Here is a 21,844-nt window from a genome sequence, read left to right as displayed (position 1 = left end):
CCCGCTCGTGGTCGCTCACAGCTTCCCTTCCCCGTGTCCCTCGCCGTCCCGCCGGGCAGACGTCCGCGCCGGCACCCGGGCCGTCAGCCGGAAGACGCCGTCCGCGCCGCGCTCACCGGTCAGTGTGCCGCCGAGCGCGGCCAGGCGTTCGCGGAGCCCGGCCAGCCCGGAGCCGCCTCCCGCGGCGGCTCCAGGCCGCGCTGCGCCGTCGTTCTCCATCACCAGCTCGGCGACCGGTCCGGTGCCCCGCCCGCTCCGCCCGCCCCCGGACACGACGCGCAGCCGCACCGTGCACCGCCGGGCGTCGGCGTGCCGCAGCACGTTGGTGGTGCCCTCGCGGACCACCCAGCCCAGGGCCGACTGCAGCGGTTCGGCCAGCTCCGCGCTGCCGCTGTCATCGATCCGGCAGTCGATCCCGGCCGCCCTCAGCACCCCGCGCGCGCCGACCAGTTCGGTGTGCAGATCGGCCTCCCGGTAGCCGCGTACGACCTCCCGCATCTCCCGCTGCGACTCCCGCGCGATCCGCTGCACCTCGGTCATCTGGTCCACGGCGGAGGGCGAGCCGCGCTGCGCGAGCTGCACGGCCAGCTCGCTCTTGAGGGCGATCACCGACAGGTTGCGGCCCAGCACGTCGTGCAGGTCCCGGCCGAACCGCAGCCGCTCCTCGGCCACCGCCAGCCGCGCCTGGGTCTCCCGGGCGGCCTCCAGCTCGTTGACCACCCGCAGCATCCAGCCCGAACAGCGGTAGCTGAAGCCGAACAGGACGGCGCCGAGGACGGCGGAGCCCGCGTGGTACCCCGTCTGCCCCGCCGGCAGGTCCAGCGCCGCGACGGACAGCGCCGACCCCGCGATGACCAGCGCCGTCACCAGGACGCTCCGCCGGACCGACAGGGTGAGGAGCACCGGCCCGGCCAGGAACATCAGCAGCCAGGAGCTGGCGGCCACCGCCCCCGGGTCCAGCACTCCGGCCCCGACCGAGGCGTGGAGCGCGGTGACACCGACGGCCGTGAGCCCGACGTACACCGCTGTCAGGCGTTCCGGCCGTTCGGCCGACCCCAGGTAGTACCGCAACCCGGCCCGGCACAGCAGCAGATGGCACACGGAGTGCGCCGCGAACAGCGCGATCAGAGCGGCGGCGACCCAGAGGGGGACGCCGCCGCGCTGCGCCACGCACCAGAAGGCCAGCAGCGCCGCCTCGCAGACGGCGAAGCTGTAGAGCGTGAAGCGGGTGTACTGGTGGAAGCGGACCGGCCCGCTGGACCGCCGTATCCGCTCCACCCAGCCCAGCGTGCCTTCCCCGACCGCCACCGTCACACCCGCTCCTCGCACCTCAGTGACGCGGTTCCCAGCGGAACCACCGCCGTACAGCGAACACCGACACCAGGGCCCAGGCCACGGCGGTCCCCAGTGTCCGCAGCACCTCGCCCGGCTCGCCGCCGCCGAGCCAGCCGTACCGCACCAGGTCCACCACCGGGCTCATCGGCAGCAGCCGCAGGACGTCGGCCACCCGCTCCGGCATGACCTCCAGGGGGACGAACATCCCCGAGCCGGCCAGCGAGACCATCAGCAGCGGCAGCGCGGTGATCTGCGCGCTCTCCGTGGTCCGGGTGATCACGGCCGTCGCGGCGGCCGTCAGCACCATCAGGACCGCGCCCAGCAGCACGCCCAGGACCAGCAGGTCCGGCCGGTCCGGCGGCGTCATCTCCAGCAGGGCCGCGCCCGCCGCGACCAGCACGGCGCACTGCGCCAGCGCCACGGTGACCACCGGCAGCGCCGCGCCGGCCAGGATCTCCCAGTCCCGCAGCTCTCCGGTCCGCAGCCGCTTGAGGACCAGCTCCTCGCGGCGGGAGACGTAGGCGGGGATGAGGTTCAGATAGACGACGAGGATCAGCACCATCGGGATGCCGCTGGTCATCACCAGATCGGTGACACTCAGCCCGGTGCCCTCCAGCGGCGCCTGCTCGACCGTGGAGCGCATGAACAGCACCATGGCCAGCGGCATCAGCAGGGCGGTGAACATGGCGGTGCGGTTGCGGACGAGCAGCGTCAGCTCCGCACGGGCCAGCGACCGCAGCCGGCCCAGGGAGGCCGCCGCCCCGCCGGCCGCCCCGTCGGCCGCCCCGCCACCGCCGCCCGTCCTGCTCCCGGTGTCCGTCGCGCTCATCGTGCTCCCGCCTCCGCCAGTCGTGCCGTGCCGTCTTCCTCCGCTGTGCCGTCGTCCTCCGCCGCGTCCGGGCCACCACCGTGGGCGATCTCCAGGAACGCCTCCTCCAGGGAGGCCGAGCGGGCGTCCAGACCCGCCAGCGTCACGCCCTCCTGCCGTGCCCACAGCAGGAGTTCGGTCAGGGACTCCTGCAGCCGGCCGGTGCGGATCTCCACACCCCGCCCGTGCTCGGCGGCCTTCAGCGACAGCGGAAGCCGGGCGGCGGGCATCCCCTCGGGCAGCGTGAAGCGGATCCGGGACGGGCGCGAGGCGGTGACCTCGGCGGGCGTGCCGGAGACGACGATCCGCCCCGCCCGCATGATCGCCAGCCGGTCGGCCAGCTCCTCGGCCTCCTCCAGGTAGTGCGTGGTCAGCACCACGGTCGTACCGCCCTCCCGCAGCTCCCGCACCAGCCGCCAGGTCTCCCGCCGCCCCTCGGCGTCCAGCCCGGTCGTCGGCTCGTCCAGGAAGAGCACCTCGGGCCGGCCGAGCAGGGCCATGGCCAGGTCCAGCCGCCGCCGCTCGCCGCCGGAGAGCTGCTTGACGCGGACGTCCGCGCGCGGGGCCAGGCCCACCATCTCCAGCGCCTCCGAGGTCGGACGGGCCCCGCTGGTGCAGCCGGCCCACATCCGCGCGGTCTCGGCGACGGTCAGGTCGGAGGAGAAGCCGCCCTCCTGGAGCATCACCCCGATCCGCGACCGCACCCGGGCACGCTCGCGGTACGGGTCGTGCCCGAGCACGCGCACCCGGCCGCCGCTGGGCTCGGCCATTCCCTCCAGCAGCTCGACGGTGGATGTCTTGCCCGCGCCGTTCGTCCCCAGCAGCGCGAACAGCTCGCCGCGCGCCACGGAGAACGAGACTCCCCGTACGGCATCGAAGCCGCCGTCCCCCTTCGCCGGGCCGTAGCGCCGCCGCAGCCCGCTCACCTCGATGACCTGCTCTCCGATCTCCATGCCACCAGGGTCGCGCGGGGCCGGGAGCGGGAGCAGTGCGGGCTGTCACGAGCGCGCGTGACAAATGTCAACCGGCCGGTGGGCGGGGGGAGATGAGGGGATGTGACATGACACACACGAAGAAGACCCCGGTCCTGAAGGACCGGGGTCTTTTCTCTGAGCGGACGACGAGGCTCGAACTCGCGACCTCAACCTTGGCAAGGTTGCGCTCTACCAACTGAGCTACGTCCGCATGCGACCTCCCGGCTCTCACCGAGCGGCGCGCCTTCACTCTACCCGATCCCGGAGACCCGGTGGAGTGAGCGGAGCGGGTGACAGGAATCGCACACTGCGCCTCCCTCTTGGAAAGAGGGCGCTCTACTACTGAGCTACACCCGCGTGACCACCTTGGTTCCGGCCGTTTCCGGCCGCCCCCGGCGGTGTGCTCCAGACTCTAGCCGATCACCCGGGGTGCCTGGCAAGTCGGCCCGGAGGCGGGCTCAGCGCGACTCCCCGGGGGCGGCGCCGGAGGTGGATCCGTGGGCCTCGTCGAACGCCTCGTAGACCTTCTTGGGGATGCGGCCGCGCGGCGGCACCTCGAAGCCGTGCGACCGGGCCCAGGCCCGCACCGCGGACGGGTCCGGCGCGACGGAGGTGCGCTGGAACGTCTTCCCGGACCTGGCCCGCTTGCGGCCGGCCCGCACAAAGGGGGCCAGGCCCATGCGCAGTTTCTTCGCGTTCTCGCGGTTGAGATCGATCTCGTACGACTTGCCGTCGAGGCCGAAGGCGACCGTCTCCGATGCTTCCCCGCCGTCGATGTCGTCGGAGAGTGTGACCACCACACGCTGTGCCACGGATATCGGTCCTTTCGGGAGGATCGCATACGGAAACACTTCGAAACCACTTCCTGACGTGCGGTGATATCGACGTTCCCGGCGATCGGCGTCAATGCCCTTTCCTTTGTACAGCGGCAGGCATTGTCTGGTGAAGCGGTTGAATTATCGCCCGCGTGTCATGCCGCGAACGCGACTTTACTTTTCCGGCGCCGACTGGGGCAGTACTTCCCGGTGTTTTCCGGTGCGCCGATACCCGACCGTGACCGGAGCGGCTCATATCTACGCGAGTAGAATTTTCCGGCGGGTACGCTGAAGCGGCAGCCTCCAGCACCAACACCCACCGGGAGTACCTGTGGCTCGCGTCGTAGTCGACGTCATGCTCAAGCCGGAGATCCTCGACCCCCAGGGCCAGGCGGTTCAGCGTGCGCTGCCCCGGCTGGGCTACGAGGGCATCTCGGACGTCCGCCAGGGCAAGCGCTTCGAGCTCGAGGTGGAGGGTCCGGTCGACGACGACGCCCTCGCCCGCATTCACCAGCTCGCCGAGACGTTCCTCGCCAACACCGTGATCGAGGACTTCACCGTGCGCGTCGAGGAGCGCGAAGAGGTGACCCCCGCATGACGACCCGCATCGGAGTCGTCACCTTCCCCGGCTCCCTCGACGACGTGGACGCCCGGCGCGCCATCCGCCTCGCCGGCGCCGAGCCGGTCACCCTGTGGCACCGCGACAAGAGCCTGGACCAGGTGGACGCCGTCGTCCTCCCCGGCGGCTTCTCCTACGGCGACTACCTGCGCTGCGGCGCCATCGCCCGCTTCTCGCCGGTGATGGAGACGGTCGTCGACCAGGCCCGCGCCGGCCTGCCGGTGCTCGGTATCTGCAACGGTTTCCAGGTGCTGTGCGAGTCGCACCTGCTGCCCGGCGCGCTCACCCGCAACGACCACCTCCACTTCGTCTGCCGCGACCAGAAGCTGCGCGTGGAGAACGCGGACACCGCCTGGACCTCCGACTACGCCGGGGGCCAGGAGATCACCGTCCCGCTCAAGAACGGCGAGGGCGGCTACGTCGCCGACGAGCGCACCCTGGACGAGCTGGAGGCGACCGGCCGGGTCGTCTTCCGCTACCTGGACGTCAACCCCAACGGCTCCCGCCGCGACATCGCCGGCATCTGCAACGAGGCCGGCAACGTCGTCGGCCTCATGCCCCACCCCGAGCACGCCGTCGAGGCCCTGACCGGGCCCACCACCGACGGGCTGGGATTCTTCACCTCTGTTCTGAAGAAGCTGGTCACCGCATGAGCGACGCACGCACGACCACTCGGCCGCAGACGGCCCCGATGCCCGCACCTCTGCGTCGTGCGGGCGGAGAAGCTCATCGAAAGGGCGCGGCATGAGTCTCGACACCGTCAAGCACGCGAGCGACACCCCGGACGTCGAGCAGCCCTGGGCCGAGCTCGGCCTCAAGCGCGACGAGTACGACCGCATCCGGGAGATCCTCGGTCGCCGCCCGACCGGCGCCGAGCTGGCCATGTACTCCGTGATGTGGTCCGAGCACTGCTCCTACAAGTCCAGCAAGGTCCACCTGAAGCAGTTCGGCGAGAAGGCCCCGGAGTCCGACGCCATGCTGGTGGGCATCGGCGAGAACGCCGGGGTCGTGGACGTCGGCCAGGGCTACGCCGTCACCTTCAAGGTGGAGTCCCACAACCACCCCTCCTACATCGAGCCCTACCAGGGCGCGGCCACCGGCATCGGCGGCATCGTCCGCGACATCCTGGCCATGGGCGCACGCCCGGTCGCCGTGATGGACCCGCTGCGCTTCGGCGCGGCCGACCACCCCGACACTCGCCGCGTCCTGCCCGGCGTCGTCGCCGGCATCGGCGGCTACGGCAACTGCCTGGGCCTGCCCAACATCGGCGGCGAGGTCGTCTTCGACCCCTGCTACCAGGGAAACCCGCTGGTCAACGCCCTGTGCGTGGGCGTGATGCGGCACGAGGACATCCATCTGGCCAAGGCGTCGGGCACCGGCAACAAGGTCGTCCTCTACGGCGCCCGCACCGGCGGCGACGGCATCGGCGGCGTCTCCGTGCTCGCCTCGGAGACCTTCGACGAGACGGGCCCGGCCAAGCGCCCGGCCGTCCAGGTGGGCGACCCCTTCCAGGAGAAGCTCCTCATCGAGTGCACCCTGGAGGTCTTCAAGGAGGACCTGGTCGTCGGCATCCAGGACCTCGGTGGCGCCGGCCTGTCCTGCGCCACCTCCGAGCTGGCCTCGGCCGGCTCCGGCGGTATGCGCGTGGAACTGGACACCGTTCCGCTGCGCGACTCCACGCTCTCGCCCGAGGAGATCCTCATGAGCGAGTCGCAGGAGCGCATGTGCGCCGTCGTCGAGCCGGACAAGGTCGACCGCTTCCTGGCCATCTGCGAGAAGTGGGACGTCATCGCCACCGTCATCGGCGAGGTCACCGACGGCGACCGGCTGGAGATCTACTGGCACGGCGAGCAGATCGTGGACGTGCCCCCGCGCACGGTCGCCCACGAGGGCCCGGTCTACAACCGCCCCTACGCCCGACCCGAGTGGCAGGACGCCCTCCAGGCCGACGACGCGAACAGGCTGCCCCGCCCCTCCGGCGGGGACGAGCTGCGCGAGCAGGTCCTGAAGCTGGTCGGCTCGCCGAACCAGGCGTCCAAGGCGTGGATCACCGACCAGTACGACCGCTACGTGCTCGGCAACACCGTCCTGGCCCAGCCCGAGGACAGCGGCATGATCCGCATCGACGAGGAGACCGGCCTGGGCGTGGCCGTCGCCACCGACGGCAACGGCCGCTACGCCAAGCTCGACCCGTACACCGGCGCGCAGCTCGCGCTGGCCGAGTCCTACCGCAACGTCGCCGCAGCCGGCGCGAAGCCGCTGGCCGTCACCGACTGCCTGAACTTCGGCTCGCCGGAGGACCCGGGCGCGATGTGGCAGTTCGCCGAGGCCTGCCGCGGACTGGCCGACGCCTGTCAGACGCTGGGCACCCCGGTGACCGGCGGCAACGTCTCCCTCTACAACCAGACGGGCGACACCGCCATCCACCCGACCCCGGTGGTCGGTGTGCTCGGCGTGATCGACGACGTCACCCGCCGCACCCCGATGGCGTTCGCACAGGAGGGCCAGCTGGTCTACCTCCTGGGCGACACCCGCGAGGAGCTGGGCGGCTCGGCCTGGTCCCAGGTGATCCACGACCACCTGGGCGGGCTGCCGCCGAAGGTGGACCTGGAGCGTGAGCGGCTGCTCGCCGAGATCCTGATCTCCGCCTCCCGCGACGGCATGGTCGACGCGGCGCACGACCTGAGCGACGGCGGGCTCATCCAGGCGGTGACCGAGTCCTGCCTCAAGGGCGGGAAGGGCGCCCGGCTGGTCGTCCCCGACGGGCTGGACCCGTTCGTGTTCCTGTTCTCCGAGTCGGCCGGCCGCGCGATCGTGGCGGTGCCGCGCAGCGAGGAGCTGCGCTTCACCGACATGTGCGGCGCCCGCGGCCTGCCCGCCACCCGCATCGGCGTGGTGGACGGCGACGCCGTCGAGGTCCAGGGGCAGTTCTCCGTCTCCCTGGCCGAGCTGCGCGAGGCCCACGAGGCCACCATCCCGGGGCTGCTCGCCTGACGCCCGTACGACGGCCGCCGTGCCCCGCCGCCCGCCCCGGGCGGCGGGGCACGGCTGTCACAGGGCGCTGGTAGGTTCGCCGCCGGACGGATGCCGGGGCTGTACGGGACGGGGGCGAGGGGACGGATGGACCGCGGGCGGTGGCGGAGGGCGTACAACCGGCTGGTGTGCGCCGTGGCCGTCTTCGCGATCGGGCTGAGCGGCTGGACGCTGTGGCAGTGGTGGGAGCGCCGGCACGCCGTGGACGAGGCCTGCGGCGGCCTGGTCCCGGTGGGCGAGGTGCTGGCTCTACGGGGGAGCGGGGGAGAGATCACTCCCGCCCGGAACCTCACGGACGGAATCCGGCTGGACGACGCCCGGCTGCCGCAGAGCTGCGTCCTGCGCAGCGAGGAGGCCTCCGGAAGAGGGCGAGGAGTGGGGGAGAGCGGTTCGTTCTTCTCCGCACAGGTGGCCACCGAGCCCACCGGGTGGACGTACGAACCGGTCGATGACGCCTTCGAGGACGCGCTCGACCACACCAACCCGTACATCGACGTTCCGCAGGTGTACCAGCCGGTCGGCGGCGGCATAGCCGGGTACGTCACCGACACCGGTGTCTCCGTCCGGCTGCCCTGCCCCGGCACCGAGCACCGGGGCGAGGAGATCACAGCCATACGGGCCTCCGCCGGGCTGAGCGCGGCCACCCGGGCGGAGTTCTCCGAGAACGGCCAGCTCGCCCAGGACGACCGCGACCGGCTGGCCCGCATCGCGGTCACCACTGCCAACAACCTCGCCGCCGAACTGGGGTGCTCCGACCGCCTCCCCGAGCCGCCGGACGGCATACCGGCGCTGAACACCGAGCCCGTCGCCCCGGAGAAGGCCGAGGGCACCTGCGCCTGGTACGGCGAGGCCGGTCTGCACACCGGGCGGGCCAACGCCTCCGGCTGGCTGCCCGACCGGGTGCTGGAGAGCAGCGCGAACGAGCTGGTCTGGCAGGAGCGCTGCCTGCTGACCGTCAGCCGCGAGGCCGGGAGCGCGGTGTACGAGAGGCATCTGGAGGGCCCCGCCTATCAGCGGTTCTACAAGGCCCTCGGCGGGCCGCGCAGCTGGTGGCTCAGCGCCGAGAGTTTCTTCGGCGACGCGGCCGAACACGTCTCCACCGATCCGGTCGACGACGAGCGGGCGGCCATACCTGGCCGGGGCGGGTTCGACGACGGCGCGAACGCCTGGTGGGCCACATCCGTGTGCGACGGCGAGCCCGCCGTCCATGTCCTCACCGCCGGCTACCCGTACTCCGAAGCCGTGGCCCGCCATCTGGAGCCGGTCTTCCGCGCCTATGTCGAGGACGTCGCCGAGCGGCGCGGCTGCGCGGACATCGCCATGCCCCCGAAGAGCGACTACCAGGAGGAGAGCTGACCCCGGGCCGGAAGGGATCGGCGGCCCGACCGGCGGGTAGCCGCCTGCTTCCGCCACGCGGCGTTCTACTCTGACGCCATGCCTCCGGTGAAGCGCAAGCCCAGGACGTACGACCCGGCCATGGTGCGGGCCGGGCTCATCGGGCAGGTGGAGGCCGTGCGCAACGCCGTGCACGCCCTCACCCCCGACCAGCTGGCCCGGCCCTCCGGGCTGCCCGGCTGGGACGTGCGACATCTGGTGGTCCACATCGCCGGGCAGATCGAGGCGGTGCCCCGGCTGCTGGCGGAGCCCCCGCCCCGGGCCGCCGCGCCGCAGACGGACCTGAACGCCTGGGCGGTGTCCGTGGCCGGCGCCGCCCACGAGCTGGACGAGGCGACCCGCAGGCACGCGAAGGCGTACGAGGACGCGGCCCGCGCGGTGGACGACGCCGTCGAGGAGCTGGAGCCGGTGCTGGAGCAGGCCGTGCGCGCGGACGTGCTGCTGCCGCACCCCTTCGGCGCGATGCGGGCGCTGGACTTCACCGTGACCCGCCTGCTGGAGCTGGTGGTGCACGGCGACGACCTCACCCGGGCCACCGGCGTACGTGTCCCGCCGGTCCGCCAGGCCCTGGCGACGACCGTGCGGCTGCTGGCGGACGCGCTGGCCGCCAAGGCGCCCGGCTCCTCGGTGGAGGTGCGGATCCCGCCCTTCGCGGTCGTCCAGTGCGTGGCGGGCCCGCGGCACACCCGCGGCACCCCGCCGAACGTGGTGGAGACCGATCCGCTGACCTGGATCCGCCTGGCGACCGGGCGCACCGACTGGTCGGCGGAGCTGGATGCGGCGCATCTCACAGCGAGCGGCGAGCGCGCGGATCTGCGCGATCACCTCCCCGTACTGGGGTGATGACCTGCGGTGAGAGACCGCCGGGGGCTGCGGGGGAGAGGCGGTCCCGGGTATTGAGCACCGCGGAACCTGTCCTAGACTCGGTGGCGTGCCACGTGGTGACGGACGACTCAACCACGACCTGCTCCCCGGAGAGAAGGGCCCCCAGGACGCCTGCGGCGTCTTCGGAGTCTGGGCCCCGGGGGAAGAGGTCTCCAAGCTCACCTATTTCGGGCTGTACGCGCTGCAGCACCGGGGACAGGAGTCCGCGGGCATCGCGGTGAGCAACGGCTCCCAGATCCTCGTCTTCAAGGACATGGGCCTGGTCTCCCAGGTCTTCGACGAAACCTCCCTCGGCTCCCTCAGGGGCCACATCGCGGTCGGTCACGCGCGCTACTCGACCACCGGCGCCTCGGTGTGGGAGAACGCCCAGCCCACCTTCCGGGCCACCGCCCAGGGCTCGATCGCGCTGGGCCACAACGGCAACCTGGTCAACACCGCCGAGCTGGCCGAGATGGTCGCCGCGCTGCCCAGCACGGGCGGCCGGGCCACCCAGGTCGCCGCCACCAACGACACCGACCTGATCACCGCCCTGCTGGCGGGCCAGGTGGACGAGGACGGCAAGCCGCTCACCGTGGAGCAGGCCGCCCCCGCTGTCCTGCCGAAGGTCAAGGGCGCGTTCAGCCTGGTCTTCATGGACGAGCACACCCTCTACGCCGCCCGCGACCCGCAGGGCATACGCCCGCTGGTGCTCGGCCGGCTGGAGCGCGGCTGGGTGGTGGCCTCCGAGACCGCGGCCCTGGACATCGTCGGCGCGTCCTTCATCCGGGAGATCGAGCCCGGCGAGATGGTCGCCATCGACGAGGACGGGCTGCGCGCCCAGCGCTTCGCGGATGCGAAGCCGAAGGGCTGTGTCTTCGAGTACGTCTACCTCGCGCGCCCCGACACCGACATCGCGGGCCGCAACGTCTACCTCTCCCGGGTGGAGATGGGCCGCCGGCTGGCCGCCGAGGCCCCGGCCGAGGCCGACCTGGTCATAGCGACCCCGGAGTCCGGCACCCCGGCCGCGGTCGGCTACGCCGAGGCCAGCGGCATCCCGTACGGCAGCGGCCTGGTCAAGAACTCCTACGTGGGCCGGACGTTCATCCAGCCCTCGCAGACCATCCGCCAGCTCGGCATCCGCCTCAAGCTCAACCCCCTCAAGGAGGTCATCCGCGGCAAGCGCCTGGTGGTCGTCGACGACTCGATCGTCCGCGGCAACACCCAGCGCGCCCTGGTGCGGATGCTGCGCGAGGCGGGCGCGGCCGAGGTGCACGTGCGGATCAGCTCGCCGCCCATCAAGTGGCCGTGCTTCTTCGGCATCGACTTCGCCACCCGCGCCGAGCTGATCGCCAACGGCCTGTCGGTCGAGGAGATCGGCACCTCGCTGGGGGCGGACTCCCTGGCGTACATCTCGCTGGAGGGCATGGTCGGGGCGACCACCATCGCCAAGCCCGACCTGTGCCGGGCCTGCTTCGACGGCGAGTACCCGATGGAGCTGCCGGACCCCGGGCTGCTGGGCAAGCACCTGCTGGAGTCCGAGACCGCCGAGGCCGTCGGCGCCGATCCCGACGGGGTGCGGAGCATGCTCGCGGGCCCCGGCGCGGCCGACGCGCTGCGCAGGCCCTGACCCCGCCGGCTCGCCGGCGGCCGTCCCGGTGAGCCGGCAGCCGCCGACCGTCCCGGTGAGCCACCGGGCCACCGTCCGTCCCAGAGGAAGACCATGACCTCCACCAACCCGACCCCGGCCGGCCAGGGCGCCAGCTACGCCGCCGCCGGAGTGGACATCGAGGCGGGCGACCGCGCCGTCACGCTGATGAAGGAGTGGGTGGGCAAGGCCCGCCGGCCCGAGAGCATCGGTGCGCTCGGCGGTTTCGCGGGCCTGTTCGACGCGTCCGCGCTGAAGGGCTACCGGCGCCCGCTGCTGGCCTCGGCCACCGACGGCGTGGGCACCAAGGTCGCCGTCGCGCAGAAGATGGGCGTGCACGACACCATCGGCCACGACCTGGTGGCGATGGTCGTGGACGACCTGGTGGTCTGCGGCGCCGAGCCGCTGTTCATGACCGACTACATCAGCGTGGGCAGGGTCGTCCCCGAGCGGGTCGCCTCCATCGTCAAGGGCATCGCCGAGGGCTGCGTCCTGGCGGGCTGCGCCCTGGTCGGCGGCGAGACGGCCGAGCACCCCGGTCTGATGGGCCCGGACGAGTACGACGTGGCGGGCGCGGGCACGGGCGTCGTGGAGGCCGACGAGATCCTGGGCGCGGACCGCGTCCGCCCGGGCGACGCGGTCGTCGCGATGGGCGCCTCCGGTCTTCACTCCAACGGGTACTCGCTGGTGCGGCACGTGTTCTTCGACCGCGCCGGCTGGTCGCTGGACCGCCGTGTCGAGGACTTCGGCCGCACGCTGGGCGAGGAGCTGCTGGAGCCCACCAAGATCTACTCGCTGGACTGCCTGGCGCTGACGAGGGCCACCGAGGTGCACGCCTTCTCGCACATCACCGGCGGCGGGCTGGCCGGCAACCTCGCGCGTGTCGTGCCCGACGGGCTGCACGCCACCGTGGACCGTTCCACCTGGAGCCCGGCGCCGGTCTTCCGGGCGGTGGGCGAGCTGGGCGGGGTCGAGCGCGCGGAGCTGGAGAAGACCCTCAACATGGGCGTCGGCATGGTCGCCGTGGTCCCGCCGGAGTCGGTCGGCGCGACGCTGTCCCTGCTGGGCGAGCGCGGTGTGGACGCCTGGGTCGCCGGCGAGGTCACCGAGCGCGGAGACCGCGGCGAGGCCGTGACACTCACCGGGGACTACGCGGCCTGAGCGGCGGGAGCGGACAGGATCAAAACCCGGTCCGGCGGTGGCCGGACCGGGTGATGACCGCTATCGGTATGAGATCGCTTTGTTCAGTGGACGACGACGTCCTCAGGCGCGGCGTCGGTGGTTCGACGGTGAGGAGGACCCGCGGGAGTCGACCGAATGGTCGTCGCCCTCCGCGTCCTCGTCATCGTCGTTGTACAGATCCGCGTACCGTGCGTACGGGTCGTCCAGCTCATCGTCCTCGAACCGCTCGCCGTTCGGCGGCTGACTCGATGTCGATGCGCCCAGCTCCTCGGCCAGGCGTGCAAGATCAGTCCCACCGCTGTTGTACTTCAGCTGGCGGGCGACCTTCGTCTGCTTGGCCTTGGCCCGGCCGCGCCCCATGGCTCGACCCCCTCAACGACGGGGCTCAACGGCCCCAGAGTCTTGACACGCGTTCACGATGCGGAGCGGACCCTCGATTCGATCGAGAGACCGTCCGTGGAGCTTCAACGGTACCTGCTTCCGTGGCCGTACGGTACGCCGCCCGCACGACACGGCCGGTGCCCGCCCTGCCTGGTGACCATTTCTCCGCTGGTCAGTGACGATTTTACCTTCTGTCCGTCCGGTCACCCGCCCAGGGGTGGTGAGGGATGTCTCCCCCGCCGTTCGTCACCGGGGGTGACGTCCTGGTGGACGCTGGGTCAGGTGTGCGGGGCCGGCCCCGCACACCTGACCCAGCGAGCCGGAACCGCCGGGCCGGCGGTTCCGGTGATGAAGCCGCCGGGTCAGCTCGCGGCGCCGGACCTGCGGGCCTCGGCCATCCGCTGCTCGGCGATGCGGTCGGCCGCCACCGCCGGCGGCACGCCGTCGGCCGCGGCGCGCTCGAAGATCGCCAGCGTGGTGTCGTGGATCTTCTCGGCCTTCGCCTTCGCGCGTGCGAAGTCGAAGCCGTGGAGCTCGTCCGCGACCTGGATCACGCCGCCGGAGTTCACCACGTAGTCGGGCGCGTAGAGGACGCCCCGGTCGGCGAGGTCCTTCTCGACGCCCGGGTGGGCGAGCTGGTTGTTGGCCGCGCCGCAGACCACCTTCGCGGTCAGCACGCCGACGGTCTCGTCGCTGAGGGCGCCGCCGAGCGCGCAGGGCGCGTACACGTCCAGGCCCTCGGTGCGGATCAGCGTGTCGGTGTCGGCGACCGCCACCACCTCCGGGTGCGCGGCCGTGATCTGCTCGACCGCCTCGGTGCGCACGTCCGTGACCAGGACCTCGGCGCCCTCCTCGAGCAGGTGGCCCACCAGGTGGCGGCCGACCTTGCCGACGCCCGCGACGCCGACCCTGCGGCCGCGCAGCGAGGTGTCGCCCCACAGGTGCTTCGCGCTGGCACGCATGCCCTGGTAGACGCCGAAGGCGGTGAGCACCGAGGAGTCGCCGGCGCCGCCGTTCTCGGGGGAGCGGCCGGTCACCCAGCGGGAGGCGCGCGAGACCACGTCCATGTCCTGGACGTAGGTGCCGACGTCGCAGGCGGTGACGTAGCGGCCGCCGAGGGAGTCGACGAAGCGGCCGTAGGCCTCCAGCAGGGCCTCGGTCTTGTGCTGCTCGGGGTCGCCGATGATCACGGCCTTGCCGCCGCCGTGGTCCAGCCCGGCGAGCGCGTTCTTGTACGACATGCCGCGGGCGAGGTTGAGGGCGTCCTTCACGGCGGCCTCCTCCGGGTTCTCCTCGGAGGCGTAGGCATGGAAGCGGGTGCCGCCCAGAGCCGGGCCCAGGGCCGTGGAGTGGATGGCGATGACCGCCTTCAGGCCGGTGGCCCGGTCCTGGCAGAGGACGACCTGCTCGTGGCCGCCCTGCTCGGAGTGGAACAGGGTGTGCAGGACCGAACCTGTGGTGCGCTGCGCGCTCACGGTGCTCTCTGAGCCGTCTCGGTGTCCGTCGACGCTGACGGCGGGACGTACGTCAGTCACGGTGGTGACTCCTGTATGTCGCGGAAGGGTGCCCTTCCAGCATTCTCCCGCTTGTGGCGGTGGGATGCGGAGCGGGCCGGTTGGCATGAGGGTACGGCCTGACGGCCCCCGGGAGTACGGGTGTGCAGTTGCGGTGCCACGATCAGGGTATTGAACTGCCGTTGTCCGCCCCTCGGCCCGCTGCTCCGGGAGGAAGAAACCCTTGGCCCTCACTACTCCGGTGGCCGTCCCGTACGCCTCCTACCTGCGGGTCTACGAGCCGCTGGCCGCCTTTCCCGAGCCGGAGCGCTCCCACTGGGCCCGCTACGCCCGCCGCGGGAGCCCGCCCGGGGCGCAGGACGAGCTGCGCCGGTCGCTGGCGGATCTGCTGCCGGTGCCGCCCGTGGTGGTGCCGGTGCGCGAGAGCGCGGACGCCTTCGTGGCCGAGGTGGACGGGGTGCTGTGCGTCTGCCCCTGGCGGACCAGGCTGCGGGGCTGGCAGGCGCTGGCCGGGCTCGGCGACGAGCTGCCGGCGCCGGTGCTGGACGCGGCGGTGCCGCCGGTGGTGCGGCGCGAGGCCGCGGCGGACTACGACCGCTGGCGGGAGCGGAACCCGGACGCCCGGCCGTGGATCCGCTCGGCTACCTGGCACGTCCCGGTGCGCTGGTTCGTGCTCTTCGCGGACGAGGAGCGCGAGTACGGCAAGGGGGCGGACGCCGGCACCGGCGGCGCGGGGGAGGGTGTCCTCCTGCGCTACCGCACCCCGATGGTGCAGGCGCGGCGGCGGGTGGCGCGTGCGCTGAAGGTGCTGCGCGAGGAGCTGGAGGACAGCCCGCTGATCGACGGGCTGGTGGACGTGGGGCGCTGGCTGGAGGAGTTCCATCCGCGTTCGATGGTGGAGCTGGACTACGGCGGACTGGTGTATACCATCCCGGAGGAGCAGCTCGCCTCGGACCACTCCGCGGCCGACACCGCGGAGGGACTGGCGGCGCTGCGGGAGGGCGACGGCGAGCGGGCGAGCGCCGTCTACGAGCGTTTGACCGAGCGCTGGCGGGCGGTGCGGCATCGCGGGATGGCCAGCTGAGACGTTCCGGCCGGGGGTTCCGATCGGGGTGCTTCGGCCGGGTGCTTCGGCCGGGGTGTTCCGCGCGGGCGGGGCCGGGCCGCCGGGCACCGCGGGCGTCCCGGGCACCGTGAACCGGGTCCTTCCGATCCGTTCCCGGCCTTCGGGTCAAGGGCTCACCAAGGTGACCGACCGCACTTACCGGGGCCTTGCCCTGAAGGACACCTCTCGTGCCAAAATAGGACAAGGAGTCCGGAGGGGGCTTCATCCGTCCAACTAAGGTCGGATCCATCGGTATTGCGATCCTTTCCAGGGGGCTGGGGAGGTCCGCTCACGTTGTAACCGATCGTCACGATGGTGTGACCGTCCGTTATGACACGGTCCATCGGCTTCCGTCGAGGTTGGACACCTGAGAGGGCAATTCCGTCGGTTTGGCCGACGTGGCTGGACAGATGGTGTAGTTGTAGTGCCGAGGACAAGCCGTTCGTCCTATAACCGACTCGGCCCGCGTCCGCCATTTCGGGCAACGCGGGTCAAGGTGCAGAATTTAGAGGAAAGAACCGTGATGGTTCGGTTCTCCCGAGGAGGCCGCTCATGACCGCTCGCACCCCTGATGCCGAGCCGCTGCTGACCCCGGCTGAGGTTGCCACCATGTTCCGTGTGGACCCGAAGACGGTCACGCGCTGGGCCAAGGCAGGCAAGCTCACGTCCATCCGCACGCTCGGAGGGCACCGCCGCTACCGCGAGGCGGAGGTGCGCGCCCTGCTCGCGGGCATTCCGCAGCAGCGCAGCGAGGGCTGAACAACCCCGTGAATCGGGCGTGACGGGGCCCCCATCCCGCTTCGCCGCCCGACTCGGCACCACCTTTCGGGCCGGTGTCCCCCACACGGCCTGAACGTCGATCGCGCTGGGCTCCGCCGGGTCCAGCGCGATTTTGTGTACTCCTTCGCGCTCGCGCGTCGCGTCGTGCCGGCAAGGCCCCCCGGCCGGAATCCCGTTCCGGCCGGGGGGCCTTGCCGTGCGTCAACGGGGCCTGCCCCGCGCCCGGTTCGCCGCGCCGGCCAAGGCCGGGGTGTGCCGCGGGGTGCCCGAAGGGCCCTCCGAGGGGCGTGGGGAGGCCCCTTGTGGGGGGCGCGCGGAGGTGCCGGGAGGAGCGCTCGGGTGCAGTGCAATGGCACATATTAAATTTACCCGATGTAGGAAGGGGTTAAATTCCCCCCTCTGATCAACCGATTCGGTGACTCCCGTCACATCGCACGGGTCTTGCACGCCCTAACTACCGTACGGTAATGGGAAATAAGCGTACGACGCCCCGCAATCGGACCTCCGGCCGGGTGCCGGTGTGCCGCCGGCCGGCCACTCGTGCCCCGCCGGGCCGTCGCCCGGCCGCGGAGGCGGTGCCGCGGCGCGTACGGGCGGAGAGGCCGTCAGAACCGCCTCAGGGGCCGCCTGGGCCCGGCCGGCCCTCCACGGGCGGTTCGGGGCCCTCTCCGGGCCGCGCGGGCCGCACGGGCCGCACGGGCGGTTTCGGGCGCGGAACGGAGGAGGCGATCGCGGGCGGTCCCCCGGGGCGCTCGCCCGCGGGCTCCATCGCCAGCCGCTGCAGCCGGTGGCAGACCGGGCAGTGCCGGGTGGCGTGGCCGTAACGCGTCGCGGCGGACAGATGGGCCCGCAGCAGGGCCCGTGTCTCGTGCCGCGGATACTCCGGAGTCGTCGGCATCGCGCCCACCTCCCTGTAGCAGGGGTACCCGCGGCCTGAGGAGCCGTCAAGACGGCCCGTACGCCCGGAGTGCCCGAGGGCGCGCAAAACGGCCAGTGGCCCGGATCCACGGGGGATCCGGGCCACTCGATGCGGTCCTGACGGGATTTGAACCCGCGGCCTCCACCTTGACAGGGTGGCGAGCACTCCAAACTGCTCCACAGGACCTGGAAGCCGCAGCGCCGGGCGCTGCCCGAGCTGCGAGAAGGACTCTACAGCAGCTCAGGGACACAAAGCGAACTCACCCACAGTTCCCGGCCCGCTACCTGCCCGCTCCCGGCCCGCAGCCGCTCCTGCCACCGGTCCCGCCACCGGTCCCGCTACGGCGCCGCCGCGTCCACCGCCTTCACGATGCGCTTGTCCGAGACCGGGTAAGCCGTGCCCAGGGCGTGCGCGAAGTAGCTGACCCGCAGCTCCTCGATCATCCAGCGGATCTCCCGGGCCTCCCGCGGCACCGGCCGCCCCTTCGGGAACTGCTCCAGCAGCCACTCGTACTCGTCCCGCATCTCCTTCACCTTCGCCATCCGGGCGCGGTCCCGGTCGACACCGGTGGGCAGTTGCTGCAGGCGGCGGTCCACGGCCGTCAGATAGCGCAGCAGGTCCGGCAGACGCCGGGCGCCGTGGGCGGTCACGAAACCCGGGCCGACCAGCTCCGTGAGCTGCTGCCGCACATCCGCGAGGTTCGGCGCCAGCGTCGGACTGACCGACAGCGGCGGCGACTTCATCCGCCGCTCGCACGACTGCCGGGCGGCGAGCACCTCGCGCACCTGCCGCACCGTCGCCACCGTCGCGTCGGTGATGTCGGCGCGCACGGCGTCGAAGAGCTTGCGGAAGCCCTCCTCGTCCCAGGCCGGGCCGCCGTGCGCCGCGATCAGCCGGTCGGCGGCGGCCGTCACGCAGTCGTCGAACAGCGCCTGGACGCTGCCGTGCGGGGAGGCGGCGAGGGAGAGCCGGTCCTGGTTGGTGAGCTTGGACTGGGCGAACTTGGCCGGATTGGACGGGAGGTTGAGCAGGACGAGCCGGCGCGTGCCGCGCCACATCGCCTCGCGCTGCTCGTCCTCGGTGTCGAAGAGCTTCACCGACACCGAGGCACCGTCGTCCACCAGCGCCGGGTACGCCCTGACCGGCTGGCCGGCCCGCCGTGTCTCGAAGGTGCGCGGCAGGGCCCCGATGCTCCAGGAGGTCAGCCCGGTGCGCTGCTCCAGACCGCCGCCCGCGCCGTCGCCGCCCTTGTCCCGGGCTGAGTCGAACGCCTTGGACAGCGCGGCCCGGGTGCGCGGGCGCAGGGCGTCCCTCAGCTCCTCCAGGTCCTTGCTCTCGGCATCGCCGGAGACCTTGCGGCGCCGCTCGTCCACCACCCGGAAGGTGATCTTCAGATGGTCGGGGACCCTGGACGGGTCGAAGTCCTCCGGGGTCACCCGCACCCCCGTCATCCGCGTCAGCCCCCGTGCCAGCACGGCCGTCAGCGGCTCGTTCAGCGTCTCCTGGGAGACGCCGCCGTCCTCCCCGGCGACGGTTTCCAGGAAGCGCCGGGCGAAGTCGGGAGCGGGCACGTAGTTGCGGCGGACCGGCTTGGGCAGCGAACGGATCAGCTCGGTGACCAGATCCGCGCGCAGCCCCGGGATCTGCCAGTCGAAGCCCTCGGAGGAGACCTGGTTGAGCACCTGGAGGGGGATGTGGACGGTGACGCCGTCGGCGTCCGCGCCCGGCTCGAACTGGTACGTCACCCGGAACCGCAGCCTGCCCTGGTGCCAGGAGTCGGGGTAGTCGTCCTTGGTGACCTGCCCGGCCCGCTCGTTGATGAGCATGGACTTCTCGAAGCTGAGCAGGTCCGGCTCCTCCTGGCGCCTGCGCTTCCACCAGGAGTCGAAGTGCGCGCCGGAGACGACGTGTTCGGGCACACGCTGGTCGTAGAAGTCGAACAGCGTCTCGTCGTCGACGAGGATGTCGCGGCGGCGGGCCCGGTGCTCCAGCTCCTCCACCTCGCCCAGCAGCCTGCGGTTGTCGTGGAAGAACTGGTGGTGGGTGCGCCAGTCGCCCTCCACCAGGGCGTTGCGGATGAACAGCTCGCGGCAGGTCTCCGGGTCGATGCGCCCGTAGTTCACCTTGCGCCGGGCCACGACGGGCACGCCGTACAGCGTCACCTTCTCGTAGGCCATCACCGCCGCCTGCTTCTGCTCCCAGTGCGGCTCGCTGTAGGTGCGCTTGACCAGATGGCCGGCGAGCGGCTCGATCCAGTCCGGGTCGATCTTCGCGTTCACCCGCGCCCACAGCCGCGAGGTCTCCACCAGCTCGGCCGACATGATCCAGCGCGGCGGCTTCCTGAACAGCGCGGAGCCGGGGAAGACGGCGAACTTCGCGCTGCGCGCGCCCAGGTACTCGTTGCCCTTGGCGCTCTCCCGCCCGCCCTCGCCCGGGGAGCTCTTCCCGCTCTCCTTGACCTCCTTGAGCCCGATGTGCGACAGCAGGCCCGCCAGCAGCGACTGGTGGACGCGGTCGGCGTCCGCCTCCTGGTCGTTCATGTGGACGCCCATGGACTTGGCGACCTGGCGGAGCTGGACGTAGATGTCCTGCCACTCCCGTATGCGCAGGTAGTTGAGGAACTCGGACCTGCACATCCGGCGGAAGGCCGAGGAGGACAGCTCCTTCTGCCGCTCGCGCACATAACGCCACAGGTTGAGCAGGGCGAGGAAGTCGCTGTTCTCGTCGCGGAACCGGGCGTGCTGCTGGTCGGCCTGCTGCTGCTTGTCGGCGGGGCGCTCGCGCGGGTCCTGGATGGACAGCGCCGCGGCGATCACCATGACCTCGCGGACGCAGCCGTTGCGGTCGGCCTCCAGCACCATCCGCGCCAGCCGCGGGTCGACGGGGAACTGCGCCAGCTTCCGGCCCGTCTCCGTCAGGCGCTTGCGCGGGTCCTTCTGCTTCGGATCCAGCGCGCCCAGTTCCTCCAGCAGCTGCACACCGGCCTTGATGCTGCGGTGGTCCGGCGGGTCGATGAAGGGGAAGCGCTCGATCTCGCCCAGCCCCGCGGCGGTCATCTGGAGGATGACGGAGGCCAGGTTGGTGCGCAGGATCTCCGGGTCGGTGAACTCCGGCCGGGAGAGGAAGTCCTCCTCGGAGTACAGCCGGACGCAGATGCCGTCCGAGGTGCGGCCGCAGCGGCCCTTGCGCTGGTTGGCGCTGGCCTGCGAGACCGGCTCGATCGGCAGCCGCTGGACCTTGGTGCGGTGGCTGTAGCGGGAGATGCGGGCGGTGCCGGTGTCGATGACGTACTTGATGCCGGGGACGGTCAGCGAGGTCTCGGCGACGTTGGTGGCCAGCACGATCCGCCGGCCGGTATGCCGCTGGAACACCCGGTGCTGCTCGGCGTGCGACAGCCGCGCGTACAGCGGCAGCACCTCCGTCTCGTGCCCGGTATGCGGCTTCGCCGCGTGGCGCAGGTTCCGCTTGTTCAGCGCGTCGGCGGTGTCGCGGATCTCCCGTTCGCCGGAGAGGAAGACCAGGATGTCGCCCGGTCCCTCGGCCTGGAGCTCGTCGACCGCGTCGCAGATCGCGGTGACCTGGTCCCGGTCGGGGTTGTCGCCCTCTTCCTCCAGCAGCGGCCGGTAGCGGACCTCCACCGGGTACGTACGGCCGGACACCTCCACGATCGGGGCGTCGCCGAAGTGGCGGGAGAAGCGCTCGGGGTCGATCGTCGCGGAGGTGATGACGACCTTGAGATCCGGGCGGCGGGGCAGCAGCCGGGCGAGATAGCCCAGCAGGAAGTCGATGTTGAGGCTGCGCTCGTGCGCCTCGTCGATGATGATCGTGTCGTACCGGCGCAGCTCGCGGTCGGTCTGGATCTCGGCCAGCAGGATGCCGTCCGTCATCAGCTTGACCAGGGTGTCCTCGCCCACCTGGTCGGTGAAGCGGACCTTCCAGCCCACCGCCTCGCCCAGTGGCGTGCGCAGCTCCTCGGCGACGCGCTCGGCCACCGTGCGGGCCGCGATCCGGCGCGGCTGGGTGTGCCCGATCAGCCCCTTCACCCCGCGCCCGAGCTCCAGGCAGATCTTGGGGATCTGGGTGGTCTTGCCGGAGCCGGTCTCGCCCGCGACGATCACGACCTGGTTGTCCCGTATCGCCTGAAGGATCTCGTCCTTCTTCTGGCTGACGGGGAGCTGCTCGGGGTAGTCGATCGCGGGGACGGCGTCCCGCCGGGCGGCCACGCGCAGCTCGGCCTGCTCGACCTCGGCGGCGATCTCCGCGAGCACGGCACGCCGCGCCTCCGGCTTGCGGATGCGGCGGGTGCCCTCCAGGCGGCGGCCGAGCCGCTGCTGGTCGCGCAGCATCAGCTCGGGCAGTCGCTCCAGGACGGCGGGGAGGCTGGGATCAGACACAGTGGACATACGGGCTCCAGG

General features: G+C 71.9%; 17 protein-coding genes and 3 tRNA genes. 9 read left to right on the top strand and 11 right to left on the bottom strand.

All coding sequences use genetic code 11. The features are described from left to right. Positions 1 to 15: 15 nt before the first annotated feature. The 6 genes from CUT83_RS09730 to CUT83_RS09705 all read right to left on the bottom strand — a co-directional run bounded on the left by CUT83_RS09730 (position 16) and on the right by CUT83_RS09705 (position 3,989). On the bottom strand, positions 16 to 1,314 hold the full coding sequence (locus tag CUT83_RS09730; RefSeq protein ID WP_101255459.1) for a sensor histidine kinase: 1,299 nt from the start codon (positions 1,312 to 1,314) through the stop codon (positions 16 to 18). 16 nt (positions 1,315 to 1,330) lie between these two features. Continuing rightward, entirely contained in the window at positions 1,331 to 2,164 is an 834-nt protein-coding gene (locus CUT83_RS09725) for an ABC transporter permease (protein ID WP_101255458.1), read from the bottom strand. Continuing rightward, complete coding sequence (locus tag CUT83_RS09720) at positions 2,161 to 3,156, bottom strand: ABC transporter ATP-binding protein (protein ID WP_101255457.1); 996 nt, start codon at positions 3,154 to 3,156, stop codon at positions 2,161 to 2,163. The genes CUT83_RS09725 and CUT83_RS09720 overlap by 4 nt, the downstream gene beginning before the upstream one ends. 159 nt (positions 3,157 to 3,315) lie before the next feature. After that, positions 3,316 to 3,388 (bottom strand) — tRNA-Gly (locus CUT83_RS09715). A gap of 74 nt (positions 3,389 to 3,462) precedes the next feature. Then, positions 3,463 to 3,534: transfer RNA gene (locus tag CUT83_RS09710), tRNA-Gly, on the bottom strand. Positions 3,535 to 3,635: 101 nt separating this feature from the next. Next, positions 3,636 to 3,989 (bottom strand): histone-like nucleoid-structuring protein Lsr2, encoded by a 354-nt coding sequence (locus tag CUT83_RS09705; RefSeq protein WP_101255456.1) that lies wholly within the window; start codon positions 3,987 to 3,989, stop codon positions 3,636 to 3,638. A 334-nt stretch (positions 3,990 to 4,323) separates the two neighbouring features. Between CUT83_RS09705 and purS the strand changes: the two genes are divergently transcribed. The 7 genes from purS (at position 4,324) to purM (ending at position 12,709) form a co-directional block, all read left to right on the top strand. Next, complete coding sequence (gene purS / locus CUT83_RS09700; protein ID WP_093663089.1) at positions 4,324 to 4,590, top strand: phosphoribosylformylglycinamidine synthase subunit PurS; 267 nt, start codon at positions 4,324 to 4,326, stop codon at positions 4,588 to 4,590. After that, a complete protein-coding gene (gene purQ / locus CUT83_RS09695; RefSeq protein WP_101255455.1) occupies positions 4,587 to 5,264 on the top strand; it encodes a phosphoribosylformylglycinamidine synthase subunit PurQ in 678 nt (225 codons plus the stop codon). Before purS ends, purQ begins: the two co-directional genes overlap by 4 nt. A gap of 91 nt (positions 5,265 to 5,355) precedes the next feature. Next, positions 5,356 to 7,605, top strand: a complete 2,250-nt coding sequence (purL, locus tag CUT83_RS09690; RefSeq protein ID WP_101255454.1) for a phosphoribosylformylglycinamidine synthase subunit PurL — start codon at positions 5,356 to 5,358, stop codon at positions 7,603 to 7,605. A gap of 126 nt (positions 7,606 to 7,731) precedes the next feature. After that, positions 7,732 to 9,000 carry a hypothetical protein gene (locus CUT83_RS09685; protein ID WP_101255453.1) on the top strand — a complete coding sequence of 423 codons (1,269 nt, stop codon included), beginning with the start codon at positions 7,732 to 7,734 and terminating at the stop codon, positions 8,998 to 9,000. Between the two features lie 78 nt (positions 9,001 to 9,078). After that, a complete protein-coding gene (locus CUT83_RS09680; RefSeq protein WP_101255452.1) occupies positions 9,079 to 9,882 on the top strand; it encodes a maleylpyruvate isomerase family mycothiol-dependent enzyme in 804 nt (267 codons plus the stop codon). An 88-nt stretch (positions 9,883 to 9,970) separates the two neighbouring features. Next, a complete protein-coding gene (purF, locus tag CUT83_RS09675) occupies positions 9,971 to 11,530 on the top strand; it encodes an amidophosphoribosyltransferase (RefSeq protein WP_101255451.1) in 1,560 nt (519 codons plus the stop codon). A gap of 93 nt (positions 11,531 to 11,623) precedes the next feature. Then, the gene (purM, locus tag CUT83_RS09670) at positions 11,624 to 12,709 is read left to right on the top strand and encodes a phosphoribosylformylglycinamidine cyclo-ligase (RefSeq protein ID WP_101255450.1); all 1,086 of its coding nucleotides are present in this window, start codon (positions 11,624 to 11,626) and stop codon (positions 12,707 to 12,709) included. A gap of 102 nt (positions 12,710 to 12,811) precedes the next feature. Here the strand turns inward: purM and CUT83_RS09665 are convergent, their stop codons facing one another. Together CUT83_RS09665 and CUT83_RS09660 are read right to left on the bottom strand one after the other, a co-directional pair. Beyond that, entirely contained in the window at positions 12,812 to 13,090 is a 279-nt protein-coding gene (locus CUT83_RS09665) for a DUF3073 domain-containing protein (RefSeq protein ID WP_093663096.1), read from the bottom strand. Between the two features lie 383 nt (positions 13,091 to 13,473). Then, positions 13,474 to 14,646, bottom strand: a complete 1,173-nt coding sequence (locus CUT83_RS09660; RefSeq protein ID WP_439144997.1) for a Leu/Phe/Val dehydrogenase — start codon at positions 14,644 to 14,646, stop codon at positions 13,474 to 13,476. Positions 14,647 to 14,848: 202 nt separating this feature from the next. Here CUT83_RS09660 and CUT83_RS09655 point away from each other — a divergent pair, with 202 nt between their 5' ends. Together CUT83_RS09655 and bldC are read left to right on the top strand one after the other, a co-directional pair. After that, on the top strand, positions 14,849 to 15,709 hold the full coding sequence (locus CUT83_RS09655) for a DUF8083 family protein (RefSeq protein WP_101255448.1): 861 nt from the start codon (positions 14,849 to 14,851) through the stop codon (positions 15,707 to 15,709). A gap of 573 nt (positions 15,710 to 16,282) precedes the next feature. Continuing rightward, positions 16,283 to 16,489 carry a developmental transcriptional regulator BldC gene (bldC, locus tag CUT83_RS09650; protein WP_020869672.1) on the top strand — a complete coding sequence of 69 codons (207 nt, stop codon included), beginning with the start codon at positions 16,283 to 16,285 and terminating at the stop codon, positions 16,487 to 16,489. Positions 16,490 to 17,126: 637 nt separating this feature from the next. Here bldC and CUT83_RS09645 read toward each other — a convergent pair. From CUT83_RS09645 to hrpA, 3 genes are all read right to left on the bottom strand, one after another. Then, positions 17,127 to 17,408 (bottom strand): DUF6274 family protein, encoded by a 282-nt coding sequence (locus CUT83_RS09645; RefSeq protein WP_101255447.1) that lies wholly within the window; start codon positions 17,406 to 17,408, stop codon positions 17,127 to 17,129. 132 nt (positions 17,409 to 17,540) lie between these two features. Further along, positions 17,541 to 17,615, bottom strand: a tRNA-Asp gene (locus CUT83_RS09640). 152 nt (positions 17,616 to 17,767) lie between these two features. Further along, positions 17,768 to 21,832: an ATP-dependent RNA helicase HrpA gene (hrpA, locus tag CUT83_RS09635; RefSeq protein ID WP_101255446.1), complete on the bottom strand. Its 4,065-nt coding sequence runs from the start codon at positions 21,830 to 21,832 to the stop codon at positions 17,768 to 17,770. Positions 21,833 to 21,844 lie beyond the last annotated feature (12 nt).

This window comes from Streptomyces barkulensis, from assembly GCF_002843305.1.
Classification (GTDB): domain Bacteria; phylum Actinomycetota; class Actinomycetes; order Streptomycetales; family Streptomycetaceae; genus Streptomyces; species Streptomyces barkulensis.
The sequence above is the reverse complement of the archived record's forward strand: the minus strand, read 5'-3'. Positions and strand labels throughout refer to the sequence as shown.